The sequence below is a fragment of the Terrisporobacter hibernicus genome, from assembly GCF_020809405.1.
Lineage (GTDB): Bacteria > Bacillota > Clostridia > Peptostreptococcales > Peptostreptococcaceae > Terrisporobacter > Terrisporobacter petrolearius.
The window spans coordinates 1,374,019-1,387,583 of record NZ_CP081135.1 but is presented as its reverse complement, the minus strand read 5'-3'; the positions used below and the strand labels follow the sequence as shown (position 1 = coordinate 1,387,583).

Sequence of the window (13,565 nt, the reverse complement as noted above, 5' to 3'; positions counted from 1 at the left end):
ATTAATAAAGAACCTTGACACACAGAAAATATGAATATATAATAAAAACATAAATTGATTGAGTTAAATTAAATTGATATAAATTGGAGTTGGTGATTTGGATAAATATGAATCAATAAAATTAGATAATCAACTATGTTTTTCTCTATATGCATTATCAAGAGAAGTTATAAAACGATATAAACCATTACTTGATAAGCATGGACTAACTTATACACAATATGTGGCAATGTTAGTAATGTGGGAAGATGAGAAAATAGGATTTAAAGAATTAGGCAAGAGATTACATCTAGATTCTGGGACACTTACACCTGTAGTTAAAAAATTAGAATCCATGGATTTAGTGAGAAAATATAGAAATAAAGAAGATGATAGAGTCGTTACAGTAGAGTTAACAGAAAAGGGAAGATCAATGAAAGAAGAAATACTTCATGTTCCAGAGGAAATATACGCTCTATGTTGTGGGAAAGACCTAGATTTATCTTGTGTAAAAACACAAATAGATAAAATGTTAAATATGTTAGACTAAAATTACTAAAAATAATAGTGAGTTAAATTCAAAAAAGAATTTAACTCTAAAATATAAAATAATTGATTGAACTAAATTAAATTTGGGTAAATTACAAATAGGAGAAATTAATAATGGAATTTTACAATTTTAAAGCAAATAAAATGAATGGGCAAGAAGTAAGTATGAGTGATTATAAAGGAAAGGTTGTATTGGTTGTAAATACAGCAAGTAAATGTGGATTAACTCAACAGTTTGAAGGTTTAGAAGCATTATACAAAGAGTATAAAGATCAAGGATTAGAAATTTTAGGATTTCCTTGTAATCAATTTGCAAACCAAGAAAAAGGTAGTAATGAAGAAATACACGAATTTTGTCAATTAAATTATGGAGTAAGTTTTACAATGTTTGAAAAAATAGATGTAAATGGTAAGAATGCACATCCTTTATATAAATACTTAAAAAATGAAGCAAAAGGACTTTTAAGTAAAGAAATAAAATGGAATTTTACAAAGTTCTTAATAGATTCAGAAGGTAATATAGTAAAAAGATATGCACCAACAGTAGAACCATTAAAGATCAAAGATGATATAGAAAACTTATTAAAATAATCAGGAGGTACAAAAATGAGCGATAGAATAGATATAGCAATAATAGGAAGTGGGCCAGCAGGTGTATCTGCAGCTTTGAATGCAAGTATAAGAAAAAAAACATTTAAAATATTTGGTAGCAAAGAAATAAGTCAAAAACTAGTAAAGGCTCATAAAGTTAATAACTACCTAGGATTTTATGGAAAAAGTGGATTAGAAATAAGAGATGAGTTTGCCAAACACTTAGAATTAATGGACATAGATATAACAGAAGATAAAATAAATAACATATATTCAATGGGCGATTATTTTGCTCTAATGGGAACAAACAATAACTATGAAGCAAAGACTGTAATACTAGCAACAGGAGTAAACTTTGGGAAACCTTTAAAAGGAGAAGAAGAGTTTTTAGGTAGAGGGGTAGGATACTGTGCAACATGTGATGCTCCTTTATACAAAGACAAAGTAGTTACTATAATTTCTTATAATAAACATGAAGAGTCAGAAGCCAACTTTATAGCTCAAGTAGCCTCAAAGGTATACTACATACCTATGTACAAAGAAGAAGTAGAGGTAGATTCTTCCATAGAAGTGATAAAAGACACTCCAGTAGAAATAGTAGGAGAGAAATTCGTAGAAAAACTAGTATTAAAAGATAGAGAAATAGAAACTGATGGTATATTTATACTTAGAGATAGTATATCTCCAGGTCAATTAGTACCAGGTTTACAATTAGATGGAAATCATATAGACGTAGATAGAAAAATGAGTACAAATTTAAAAGGGTGTTTTGCAGCAGGAGATATAGTTGGTACACCATATCAATATATAAAAGCGGCAGGAGAAGGTAATATAGCAGCCCTTTCTGCAGTATCATATTTAGATGAACTAAGAAGAAATAATAAATAATAAATAATAAATGGGAGAGATGAAAAATGGCTAAAATAGTTAACTCAAATGAATTTAAGGAAACAATAAAAGAAGAAGGAGTAGTAGTAGTAGATTTCTTTGCAAATTGGTGTGGACCTTGCAAAATGCTAGCACCAATATTTGAAGAATTATCAAATGAAATGGAAGGAAAAACACAATTTATAAAAGTTGATGTGGATCAAAGTGTGGATATTGCAAGTGAGTATGGAATCCAATCAATACCAACAATGGCTATAATAAAAAATGGACAGCCAGTAGAAACAATGGTTGGTTTCTTACCTAAAGATGTAATAAAATCAAATATAGAAAATTATCTATAAAATTAGAATATGCCCCCAAAAGATTTTAACCCCCTTTTTAAAATCTTAATATATATAAAAACTACTAAGTTGATACCTTAGTAGTTTTTTTTAAGAATTACATTTGTATTCACAGTGGTTCTTTACATTTTAACTAAAAAAAGATTTTTAAATGAAATATAATATAGAAGAGAAAAGTTTTTGGTTTTCTCTTTTTTGGTATACTAAATATAATAAAAATACTGTGGAGGGCAAAATGGATAAAAATATAAAAAATAGCAAAATACTTATAGTAGATGATGAAGTTGAAATATTAAACTTACTAAAAATGGTCTTAATAAAAGAAGGTTTTGAAGAAATATATACTGCAGAAAGTGGTAAAAGTGCTATAAATCTTTATGAAGAGATTAATCCAGATTTAGCTATACTAGATGTTATGTTACCAGATATGGAAGGTTACGATATTTGTAAAACAATAAGAAAAACATCTAATATGCCTATATTATTTTTATCAGCAAAGGGAGAAGAATTGGATAGAATAATGGGTCTTGCCATAGGTGCAGACGACTATATTACTAAGCCATTTAGTCCAAAAGAAGTAGCTCTTAGAGTAAAAATTCAGCTTACAAAAAACATGATGATAAATAGTAGTAAGCCTTATAGGTATGAGAAAATAACGGAGCCACCTTTTGAAATAGACGAAGAAAAAATGGAAGTAAAGAAAAATGGAGAGCAAGTAGATTTAAAACCTAAGGAATATAAAATGTTTTTATATATGATAAAGCACAAAAACCAAATAATAAGTAAAGAAAGATTTTGTGATGAAGTATGGGGAGAAGATTTTATAGGATTTGATAATACAATTATGGTCCATATAAGAAAACTTAGAGAGAAGTTAGAAGAAAATCCATCTAAGCCAGAATATATTCTAAATGTAAAAGGATTAGGTTACAAACTTCAAATAAAGGATAAATAACTATGAAAATAAAATTAACTTTTAGATATGTTTTAAGTATAGTAATAGTTGCAATTTCAGTAGTTTTGATTAATATTATTGTACTTCTTACATTATTATTTAATAAAAATATTACTACACCAAGCAATTATCATATATCAGAATTTGTTAGGAATTTTCAGCAATATATTGAGATAGAAGATAATGCTCATCCACATATAAGTAAAAATGGCCAAAAACTATTAAATGGAAAAGATGCATGGATACAAATATTAAATGAAAATAATAAAGAAGTATACAGTTATGACAAGCCTGAAGAGATAAAAGATAAATATAATACTATAGAAGTAATAAATGGATACAAGTATGCCGGTGGATTAGGAGATCAGTCTCAAATATTAGCTGGATCTAAAAACATAAACAATACTACATATACATATTTAATAGGATTTCCTAGGAAAAACATTCAGAAATATATTTTAATAACAGAAACAGATACTATGATAAATTATATAAAATATGCAATGATAGTAGTGTTAGTAGTGGATCTTATAATGGCAATAATTTTTGGATATATTTTTAGCAAATTACTTACAAAACCGGTAAATAATATTATTGATGCAGTAGACGATTTGCATAAAAATAATTACGAAGTTAACTACACTGAAAAAGGGTTGTATTCCAATGTTTTAAAAAAACTAAATAGTTTATCAGATAAGCTTAATGAAAATGAATTGGAAAGAAAGAAAATAGATAAAATGAAAGAAGATTGGATTGCAAATATTTCTCATGATATAAAAACACCTCTTTCATCAATAAAAGGATATGCAGAGTTTTTAGAAGAAGATTATAATTTTTCTAAGGAAGATATAAAATCTTATGCTGGTATTATAAACAATAAAGCAGAATATATAAAAGAGCTTGTAGATGATTTAAACTTAAATATAAAGCTAAAAAATAGTAAATCCATATTAAAAAAAGAAAACGTAAATATAGTTAGTTTAGTCAAAAATTTAGTTATAGATATATTAAATGACTCAAAATATAGTGAAAGATATATTGAGTTTGAAAGTAAAGATGAAACAATAATTATGAATCTAGATAAATTACTTATGCAAAGAGTAATAAATAACTTATTATACAATGCTTTAGTTCATAATGATGAAGATGTTAAGATTTTAGTTAAAATATTCAAAGAAGATAAAACTCATATAGTAATCAGCGATAATGGTAAGGGAATAAGTGAAAAAGACTTAAAACATGTTTTTGACAGATATTATAGAGGAACTAATACAGGAGAAAATCACAAGGGATCAGGTTTAGGAATGGCAATTGCCAAGGAAGTGATAAATGCACACGACGGTGAGATTACAATTAATAGTAGATTAGACAAGGGAACATATATAGAGATTATAATATAAATTATTTATTTACAAAATAAGTACTCAAAAATGTCACATTTAAATTAATAATAAATATTTGTATATATTGTAAATTTTGTATAGGAAATATCTATATAAAATTTACATTATGGAAATTATCAATTAGACATACCTAAAGTACGATGATACAATTTGTTTTGGATTTACATTTTAAAATAAATTTAAAGCGGGGGAGATTATGTTGAAAAAAAGAATTTTAGGTATTTTATTAGTAGTATTTATGGTTGGAGTTTTTTCTGTCGGGTGTGCAAAAGATAACCAACAAACAAGTAACGATGATAAAAAAACAATTAAAATTGGAACAAGCTCTGTATCAAAAGATTTAGCTGAATCTGGTAAGAGTTCCCTTGAAAAAATGGGATATGAAGTAGAGATAGTAGTTTTTGATGATTATGTATTGCCTAACGATGCTTTAGTAGAAGGAACACTAGATGCTAATCTTTATCAACATGAGCCATACATGGAAAATTATAATGAGTCTAAGGGTGCTAAAATTGTTATGTTAGAACCTAAATTATATGACTATTATACTGGTTTATATTCAGTGAAGGCAGACAGTTTAGATTCACTACCAGATGGAGGAGCTATTGGTATCGCAGAAGATGCTTCAAATATGAGCTTACAGTTAGAGCAGTTACAAGAAGCAGGTATTATTAAATTAAATAAAAAACCTTCTGATGGAGAATTCTTTACAGTGGCAGATATAAAAGAAAATCCTCATAACTATGAATTTGTGCAAGGGGATCACATGAAATACAAAAACATGGATGATTATGCTATTGTTATAGGTACATCTAATACAATGGCTGAAGCAGGGGTAGATCCAACAAAAAATATTTTGAAGAAATTTGTTGATAGCAAATATACAGAAGGCATTTGTGTAACTGAAGAAAATGTAAATACACAATGGGCAAAAGATATAATAGCTGCTTATACATCAGATGAAGCGGTAGAAAAAGTACCTGCATCATCTGGATTTGACTACGCAGGAAAAAAATAGGATTATTGATAAATAAAAATGCAACAAATGTAATTTGTTGTATTTTTTTATGAAAGGAATAGAGATAGATAAATGATAGAAATTAGAAATTTACAAAAATCATTTGGATCATTAAATGTTTTTGAAAATATCAATTTAACAGTTGAAGATGGAGAGATATATGGATTAGTTGGCAAAAGTGGTGCTGGAAAATCTACATTATTAAGATGTATAAATGGGCTAGAATCTTATTCATCGGGAAGTATTTTAGTAGATGGGTTAGAAGTTAATTCTTTAGATAAAAATGATTTACAAAATTATAGAAAAGATATTGCTATGATATTTCAACATTTTCCTATGATGAGTAGAAAAACTGTTTATGATAATATAGCATTTCCAATGAAATGCTGGAAATATGATAAAAAAGAGATTGATGAAAGAGTAAAGGAGCTAGCTGAGATTGTAGGCATTTCTCATAAATTAAATAAAAACCCTAGAGTATTATCTGGTGGCGAAAAACAAAGAGTTGCCATAGCAAGAGCATTAACAATGAAGCCTAAAATATTATTATGTGATGAAGCCACTTCTGCACTAGATCCTACAACTACACAATCAATATTACAATTACTAAAAGAAATCAATGAAAAATTAAATATTACTATTATTGTGGTGACTCATCAAATGGAAGTAATTAGACATATATGTGAAAAAATATCATTAATGGAAAGTGGTCGTATTGTAACGCATGGAGAAGTAGATAAGATTTTTCTAAATCAAAGTGAAGAAGTTAAAAGCTTTTTAGGTCATGATGAAACTTTTGATACATCTGAAGGCACTAATTTAAAAATTATGTTACTAGAAAATGATGATTCAAAAAGAATTCTTAGTAAAATGGCTCGAAAGCTAGATGTTGATTTTTCTATATTGGGAGGTAAAATGGAAAAATATAGAGATAAACATTTAGGCGATTTAATTATTAATTTTAATGATAATGACATAGAAAAAGTTAAAAAGTACTTAGATGAAGAAGAAATAATATGGCATTTATATAAATAGGGAGGTGATAATATGCTTAATTTTTTGCCAGAAGGTCAACGTAGTTTTTGGGAAATGATAATGATTCCTGCTCTTAGATCAACTATGCAAATACTTATAATTGCAACAATTTTAGCTACAATACTAGGTTTTTTAATTGCAGTTATTCTTATTGTAACTTGCAAAGATGGAATTCGTCCTAACAAAGTCATATATGGAAGTGTTGATTTTGTAGTAAATGTTATTCGTTCATTTCCATTTATTATTTTAATGGTTTTTTTATTGCCATTTACAAAGAGTATCGTAGGAACATCCTTTGGTGTGAAGGCTGCACTTGTTCCGATTACAGTTTCTGCAACAGCTTTTATAGCTAAACTTATTGAAGGTGCTATGAAAGAGGTTGATCCACAGTTAGTAGAAGCGATGAGATCCTTTGGTATATCTGATTTTCATCTGATATTTGGTGTAATGCTTTCGGAAGCTCTACCAGCTATTATTTCAGGGGTAATTATTGCAACAATTGCAATACTTGGTTCTACAGCTATGGCAGGGACTATGGGAGCAGGAGGAATAGGATCAGTTGCCGTAACATATGGATACCAAAGTTTTAATAAGAAAGTAATGCTTACAACAACCATAATACTTATATTTATGGTTCAAAGTATTCAGTTAATAGGTAATTATGTGTATAAAAAAATGAAAAAGGATGTGTAATAAAATGCATATAATTGATTATTTGTATCAGTATGAAAAGCGAATAGTTAGTCCAATATGTGAAAGGAAAAAGCATTTTGATTTTTTATGCTTAGGATACTTAGAAATTGCTGAATCACTAGGGTTTTCAACTTATCAAGCCACTACTAAGTTAAGAATGGTTGAAGAAAATACAATCGTAACGGATGAGGATTTAGAATCTTGGATTAGTAGCTATTCCTTTGATTATTCTTATTTTTATAAAGAAGTTGAAAAACTAATTGAAATGAAAGCTAATAATTTAGCACTAACTGGAGGAGGATGCTTTGGTCCATTAACAGTAGCATCTTCAATTTTAGGAACGGAAAGACTACTAAAGTACATTGTTAAGAAACCAGATTTTGTTAAAAAGTTTGTAGATATTATTACAAATCATATAATAGAATTGGCAAATTTAGAAAGAGAAAAAATTGATTTCTTCTGGGTGGCAGAGCCTATTGCATCTCTGTTGTCACCAAAACGTTTTTGGGAGTTTTCAGGTGTTTATTTAAAGAAAATTTTTAATAGTACTTTAATTCCAGGTATTTTACATGTATGTGGAAAAACTTTATATCATACAAAATATTTGGTTATGACGGGAGCTGAAGTTTTAAGTATAGATTACTTAACAGATATGTTATCTTGCTTGCGAATGGTTGATGAAAAAACTGTGATAATGGGTAATATAAGTCCAATAAATTTAAAAGAAGGAACTTATGAAGAGATTAAAGCTGAAATATTAGGATTAAATGAAGAATGCAAAAATTATAAAAATATTATAATTAGCACAGGTTGCTCTGTTATTGAAGGAACCCCAGAAGAAAATTTCCAAGGTATTTTTGATATAACTCATGATTACCAATGTAGAAGCAATAAAGAGTTTTATATTATTAGACGAATGATTGATTTTCTAGATAAGGATATGAATGAAGAACTATTGAAGTTTATTGAGGAAAATTCTATATCAGATGATTTAATTTCAACAGCAAAATATGAAAGCAAATGCAGAAAAGAACTACTTAATTTATAATTTAGTAGTTCTTTTTTATTAGATTGTTTATAGTTCAAGTTATAATTTCACATTCAGAATAAATAATTAAATCATAAATAGAACAAAATACATATAAATCTAAATTCGGTGATTTATATGTATTTTAAAATCTGTATTCAGAGGTGAATTATGACAAAATTAAAAAATAATATCTATACTACAATAATAGTTGTTATAGGATTTTTTATATATTTGATAATGCTTACTAATAACATATATTCTCATACAGTTAATAATAAAACTGTAGATAAAGTATTTGAAATATCAGGATTTGTTAGCAAAAAGGCTTTGCAAAACTTTGATTTTGGGAATAAAAATGAGGTATTTGTAACTCAAAGAGAAAAACAACATACATATCTTTCTAGATGTATAATATCTGGAAAAAAAGCATATGTGAAGGATTATATAATTTTAGAAAACTACGGACACGGTGAGTCCATTGAAGTAATAACAGATAAAAGTAAAACTTATATATGGATAGGCAATACAGTAAATAAAAGATCAAATGCAAATGGAAAAATTTATTATTGGTCCAAGGATATATCGAGAATAGAATACATAGTAGACTCTAGTTGCCCAACAGGAGCAAGGGTTGGTGAAATAAAAACTATAACAAATATAGAAAATATTTCAACAAAACAAAAAGGAAAAGCATTTAGAAGTGCTGTAGCAATCTCGGATAAGAGTAATCGAATTTGTTTTAGAACGCAGATAGATGATTTTAATAAAACTACTTATTATGGTGTATATAAACTTGATGAAATTAATCATAGATTAAATTCAACGTCAATTGATAAAATGGATATAAATAATTTTAAATCATCTCAAGTAACTTATTTTACAGATTTGCAATGTCCTAATGGATCTTTTCAAGGATTTGATATTACAGAATTAAACTCACATTATATATATATTTATGGCGGGGCTGAAGGAGAAACACCTACCATTTATAAATACTCATATACTAATAATGGAGATTATAATCATGAAAGAACTATAAAAATAAAAGATGATTATGTTGGAAAACTTGAAGCAGAGGGAATAAAGGTTAGAAGTAATCCTAATGGTAATGAAAATAAAATATATATAAGCTTTAAACCGTCAAAAGATTATAATAAAAAACTTAAGCCTTTCGGAATATATTTATGTGAATAACATTATATGAGGATAGAAAACTAGGTCTTAGCTGTAATAATAATGCAAACATATTAGTTAATAAAATTGATTTATGCACATAAATACATAATTTTACCATTGATATTGGGGATAAATAAACAATAGAAAAAATATGACTTGTGGATAACGTTATCCTGGATAACTAAACAAAGAATAAGCACTAAGATTATAAACTTAGTGCTTATTCTTTGTTTAGCTGATTTTCAACCCATAATAACATATAATCCCCAAGAGATTTGTTTGTATAATAATATTGTAAAGATTTACTTTCAGAAGAAGAATCAGTAGCTTCTAGAACTGATAACAAATATGAAAGTGACATACTATAAAAATTTAATGAATTTAAAAGTGCTAGTGATATAGGATTTTTTTCTATATCTCCACTTTCTGTTTTATGATAATCTGATAACTCTAGTCTTAATTCTTTAATCTGAGATTTTATAAAAGAAGCATCTTTTACAAGGGGAGTTTTATTTTCATTATTAGTTATTTTGTCCAATGTGTTCGTAGCAAGTATATCTAATTGGCTAGAAATACTTTGTAGCTGAGTTAAATATTTTTTTTCTTTATCAACTGGTTGTTGATTACTAGATTTAAGTATAAGATTTTGACCATAAACTTTATTAAAGTTAAACCCCATACTCGTAAAAGTTATAGAAAAAATAAGCAGACATATAATTGCTTTTCTCATTGTTAATCCTCCATGGTTAATAAGTCTATTATTAATATTATTCATAATAATAGACTTATTAACCATGTATAAATTTACCTTTTAATATTAAAGAAGTTTCTATAATAGCAGCATGGTTAAGTGACCATCCTGGAAACTCAACTTCATCAAGTATTTTATCAATAGTATTTTGAGTTATTAAATCCCACCAGCTAATCATGATTATTTTATGTGACCAGAGTATTACATTTGAATTAGAATTTTCTTTTGATTTTTTGGAAATAATATAAAAAAATAGTTCTAAGGAGGTAAAAGAATGCAGAGTGGAGATTTAAGCTGTAATGTAACAAATTGTGCACATAATTTTGGCTATGAATGTAAGGCGGGAGCCATAAATGTAGGCGGACGTAGTGCAGTAGAAAATTTAGATACTACTTGTACAACTTTTGTAGATAAAGCCAAAAGTAGCTTTGTGAATAGTATAGATGCTCTAAATACAGATGTATGTAATATAAAATGTGAGGCACATAACTGTGTACATAATGAAAATAAAGGTTGTCATGCAGATAATGTTCAAATAGATGTTCAAAATGCATGTTGTAATACATTTGAATGTGAGTAACAAAATAAAAGTATTATCAATTCTATTATTGATAATACTTTTATTTTGTTAACATAAGTTTATAATATATTTAATATTTATTAAATGATAAACAAGTAACTATTTTAAAATAGTAAAAGTTTTATTATTTAACTCAATTAATCCATCAATCTTCATATTAGATAATTCTCTCATTAGTGAAGATCTATTTACCCCCAAATAATCAGCAAATTTTGATTTGCTAAATGGAATTTGAACTTTGCTAGAATTACACTTTTCTGATTCATTAATTAGAAATGTCATTATTTTTTCACGAATACTTTTCTTTGATAAAACTTCAAGTTTATTTATAAATAATAGATTATTTTCAGCAATTTGGTTGAGTAAGTTCTCTCTAAACAAAACTCTACACTCACAAGTATTTTTACAATTATTAGTGCTATATTTTTTATGAAAAGGAAGACATAAAATTTTACATTTTGTAGAGCATTTATAAGTGTAGGGACTTATGGAAGGTGTGTCTAGAACCATTTGTTCACCGAAAAAATTCCCTGAATAAAAATCTAGCATATATGTATTATTTCCAAAGATATCTACTTTTTCTATGGAAACACTTCCTGAGATTATTATGCATAGAAAATTTATTTCATCCCCTTGAAAATAAATAACTTCATTTTTTTCATAGCATTTATAATATGCGCCACAGCAGTTTAAAAGATGTTCTAACTGATCTAATGGAAATTTTGAAAATATATTAAATTTAGTCATCAAATTTATATCTTTACATACATCAATCATCATATTCACCACCTATTCGATTAAATGCCTTACTAATTTAAATCTTATATTAATTTTCGTTAAAAAACATCAATTTTTTTGAAAAAATGATAAAAGTGTTACATTTGCAACACATAAACTTAAATAGTTAAATTATTATTAATATTGAATGATGTTATTTAAAAGAATAATGAAAAAATTTAATGATGAGATAATCTTTAGCCTGAAGGCTAAAAAAATGTTATGAAGACGCTAATTTAATGGCGTCTTTTTTTACATATTAGGAAATTATAGTTGAATTTACGCTGTTAATAAACTCTGGAATTAAGCTATATCAACTTATTTAGAAAGTGTAAAAAATGTATTTTTGAGCAACGGAGTTGCCTGAAGCGATAGCGAAGGCATCTCGTTGGCGACATGAGCGAAGCGAATTTTTTATTATATGGAGGGGTTAAATGGAATTAGATAATATTCGTAATAAATGGAAAAACAGCGATTTTAACAAAAAGGCAAGTGTGGATTTGTGGAATTGTATGGCACCAAGTTTTAATAAGTTTACAGTACCTACAGTAGAAGATAGCCAATTTCTAAAGTTAATATTAGACAATAATATGATAAATTCTAGTTTTCAAGTTTTAGATGTGGGTTGTGGTAGTGGAAAGTATTCCATGGCTTTATCCAATTTATGTGAAAGTATTATAGGAATTGATTTATCACCAAAGATGATTGAAAATGCAAACAAAAATAAAGAAATATATAAAGCAAGCAATGCGAAGTTTTACTGCGAAGACTGGAGTAACTTTGATTTATCAAAGCATGGATTTAACACTAAGTTTGATTTAGTTTTTGCTCATATGACACCAGCTATAAATAGTGCAGAAACTTTTGAAAAGCTATCAAAGGCTAGTAAAAAATACTGTGTATTGTGTAAGCCTACAAGAAGAAATGATCCAGTGTCTGAAAAAGTAAAAGAACTTGTAGGTATAAATAAAAACAAAGAAAGTTGTGATATGGACATTGCCTATGCATTTGAGATGTTATGGCTACAAGGATATGAGCCAAAGGTGGAATATGAAAAACAAGTATGGAATATGGAAAAAACACTTGAAGAAGCTTTTGGATTATATATAAACAGAGTTAAATCATACAAGGACATCACTTTAGAGGAAGAAAAAATTATAAAAAAATATTTAGAGTCAATATGTAAAGATGGACTGGTTGTTGAAAAAGTAAACACAACTATAGCAACTATATATTGGCAAGTATAGGAGGATATAAGATGAAGAAAGAATTATGGGAAAAAGCAGTAGGTTTTCATGGACATGAGTGTCCAGGTCTTGCAATAGGAGTAAGAGCGTGTGATGCAGCAATGGAAAAAATGGGTATTGGATGTGCGCAAGATGAGGAAATAGTTTGTATTACAGAAAATGATGCTTGTGGTGTAGACGCAATTCAATCTTTATTAGGGTGTTCCATAGGTAAAGGAAACTTGATTTATAGAGGAACAGGAAAACAAGCATTTTCATTTTTTAATAGAAGAAATGGTGAAAAATTACGTCTTTATTTTAAAGGAGTAAGTCATACAGATGACAGACAAGAAAAGCAAAAATTTATTTTAGAGGGACCTATAGATGAAGTATTTGATTTTTCTGTACCCAAATTTGATTTACCAGAACAAGCACGTATTTTTACTAGTGTAGAATGTGAATGCTGTAAAGAAAAAGCACCAGAGCATAAAATGCATTTACAAGGTGGTAAAACAGTGTGTGAAGATTGCTTTAATTCATATAACAGAGGATGGTAAAAGTTAAAATATACAA

Annotated in this window: 17 protein-coding genes; 14 read left to right on the top strand and 3 right to left on the bottom strand. The window is 27.6% G+C overall.

Features of this window, described 5'->3' with window-relative positions:
- Positions 1-97 precede the first annotated feature (97 nt).
- The 11 genes from JW646_RS06685 to JW646_RS06635 all read left to right on the top strand — a co-directional run bounded on the left by JW646_RS06685 (position 98) and on the right by JW646_RS06635 (position 9,676).
- Positions 98-529 carry a MarR family winged helix-turn-helix transcriptional regulator gene (locus tag JW646_RS06685; protein ID WP_074919438.1) on the top strand — a complete coding sequence of 144 codons (432 nt, stop codon included), beginning with the start codon at positions 98-100 and terminating at the stop codon, positions 527-529.
- Between the two features lie 113 nt (positions 530-642).
- Positions 643-1,119, top strand: coding sequence for a glutathione peroxidase (locus JW646_RS06680; protein WP_228416994.1), 477 nt, complete (start codon positions 643-645; stop codon positions 1,117-1,119).
- 15 nt (positions 1,120-1,134) lie between these two features.
- The gene (locus JW646_RS06675; RefSeq protein ID WP_228416993.1) at positions 1,135-2,007 is read left to right on the top strand and encodes an NAD(P)/FAD-dependent oxidoreductase; all 873 of its coding nucleotides are present in this window, start codon (positions 1,135-1,137) and stop codon (positions 2,005-2,007) included.
- Positions 2,008-2,033: 26 nt separating this feature from the next.
- Positions 2,034-2,348, top strand: coding sequence for a thioredoxin (gene trxA, locus JW646_RS06670; RefSeq protein WP_074919435.1), 315 nt, complete (start codon positions 2,034-2,036; stop codon positions 2,346-2,348).
- A 235-nt stretch (positions 2,349-2,583) separates the two neighbouring features.
- The gene (locus JW646_RS06665; protein WP_228416992.1) at positions 2,584-3,303 is read left to right on the top strand and encodes a response regulator transcription factor; all 720 of its coding nucleotides are present in this window, start codon (positions 2,584-2,586) and stop codon (positions 3,301-3,303) included.
- Between the two features lie 2 nt (positions 3,304-3,305).
- On the top strand, positions 3,306-4,703 hold the full coding sequence (locus JW646_RS06660; protein ID WP_228416991.1) for a sensor histidine kinase: 1,398 nt from the start codon (positions 3,306-3,308) through the stop codon (positions 4,701-4,703).
- 199 nt (positions 4,704-4,902) lie between these two features.
- A complete protein-coding gene (locus tag JW646_RS06655; protein ID WP_148557197.1) occupies positions 4,903-5,724 on the top strand; it encodes a MetQ/NlpA family ABC transporter substrate-binding protein in 822 nt (273 codons plus the stop codon).
- Positions 5,725-5,796: 72 nt separating this feature from the next.
- Positions 5,797-6,759, top strand: coding sequence for a methionine ABC transporter ATP-binding protein (locus JW646_RS06650; protein ID WP_228416990.1), 963 nt, complete (start codon positions 5,797-5,799; stop codon positions 6,757-6,759).
- 12 nt (positions 6,760-6,771) lie between these two features.
- Entirely contained in the window at positions 6,772-7,452 is a 681-nt protein-coding gene (locus JW646_RS06645) for a methionine ABC transporter permease (protein ID WP_228416989.1), read from the top strand.
- Between the two features lie 4 nt (positions 7,453-7,456).
- Positions 7,457-8,500: a uroporphyrinogen decarboxylase family protein gene (locus JW646_RS06640; RefSeq protein WP_228416988.1), complete on the top strand. Its 1,044-nt coding sequence runs from the start codon at positions 7,457-7,459 to the stop codon at positions 8,498-8,500.
- A 150-nt stretch (positions 8,501-8,650) separates the two neighbouring features.
- Positions 8,651-9,676 (top strand): helveticin J family class III bacteriocin, encoded by a 1,026-nt coding sequence (locus JW646_RS06635; protein ID WP_228416987.1) that lies wholly within the window; start codon positions 8,651-8,653, stop codon positions 9,674-9,676.
- Positions 9,677-9,878: 202 nt separating this feature from the next.
- Here the strand turns inward: JW646_RS06635 and JW646_RS06630 are convergent, their stop codons facing one another.
- Both JW646_RS06630 and JW646_RS06625 read right to left on the bottom strand, forming a co-directional pair.
- Entirely contained in the window at positions 9,879-10,388 is a 510-nt protein-coding gene (locus JW646_RS06630; RefSeq protein ID WP_148557202.1) for an L-threonylcarbamoyladenylate synthase, read from the bottom strand.
- Between the two features lie 58 nt (positions 10,389-10,446).
- On the bottom strand, positions 10,447-10,587 hold the full coding sequence (locus JW646_RS06625; RefSeq protein WP_187359247.1) for a hypothetical protein: 141 nt from the start codon (positions 10,585-10,587) through the stop codon (positions 10,447-10,449).
- Between the two features lie 96 nt (positions 10,588-10,683).
- Here JW646_RS06625 and JW646_RS06620 point away from each other — a divergent pair, with 96 nt between their 5' ends.
- The gene (locus JW646_RS06620) at positions 10,684-10,989 is read left to right on the top strand and encodes a DUF1540 domain-containing protein (protein WP_148557203.1); all 306 of its coding nucleotides are present in this window, start codon (positions 10,684-10,686) and stop codon (positions 10,987-10,989) included.
- Between the two features lie 99 nt (positions 10,990-11,088).
- On the opposite strand, the gene JW646_RS06615 is transcribed toward JW646_RS06620, so the two are convergent.
- The gene (locus JW646_RS06615; protein WP_148557204.1) at positions 11,089-11,769 is read right to left on the bottom strand and encodes a Crp/Fnr family transcriptional regulator; all 681 of its coding nucleotides are present in this window, start codon (positions 11,767-11,769) and stop codon (positions 11,089-11,091) included.
- A 431-nt stretch (positions 11,770-12,200) separates the two neighbouring features.
- Here JW646_RS06615 and JW646_RS06610 point away from each other — a divergent pair, with 431 nt between their 5' ends.
- Together JW646_RS06610 and JW646_RS06605 are read left to right on the top strand one after the other, a co-directional pair.
- Positions 12,201-13,013 (top strand): class I SAM-dependent methyltransferase, encoded by an 813-nt coding sequence (locus JW646_RS06610; RefSeq protein WP_228416986.1) that lies wholly within the window; start codon positions 12,201-12,203, stop codon positions 13,011-13,013.
- Positions 13,014-13,024: 11 nt separating this feature from the next.
- A complete protein-coding gene (locus tag JW646_RS06605; protein ID WP_228416985.1) occupies positions 13,025-13,549 on the top strand; it encodes an FmdE family protein in 525 nt (174 codons plus the stop codon).
- Positions 13,550-13,565: the final 16 nt, after the last annotated feature.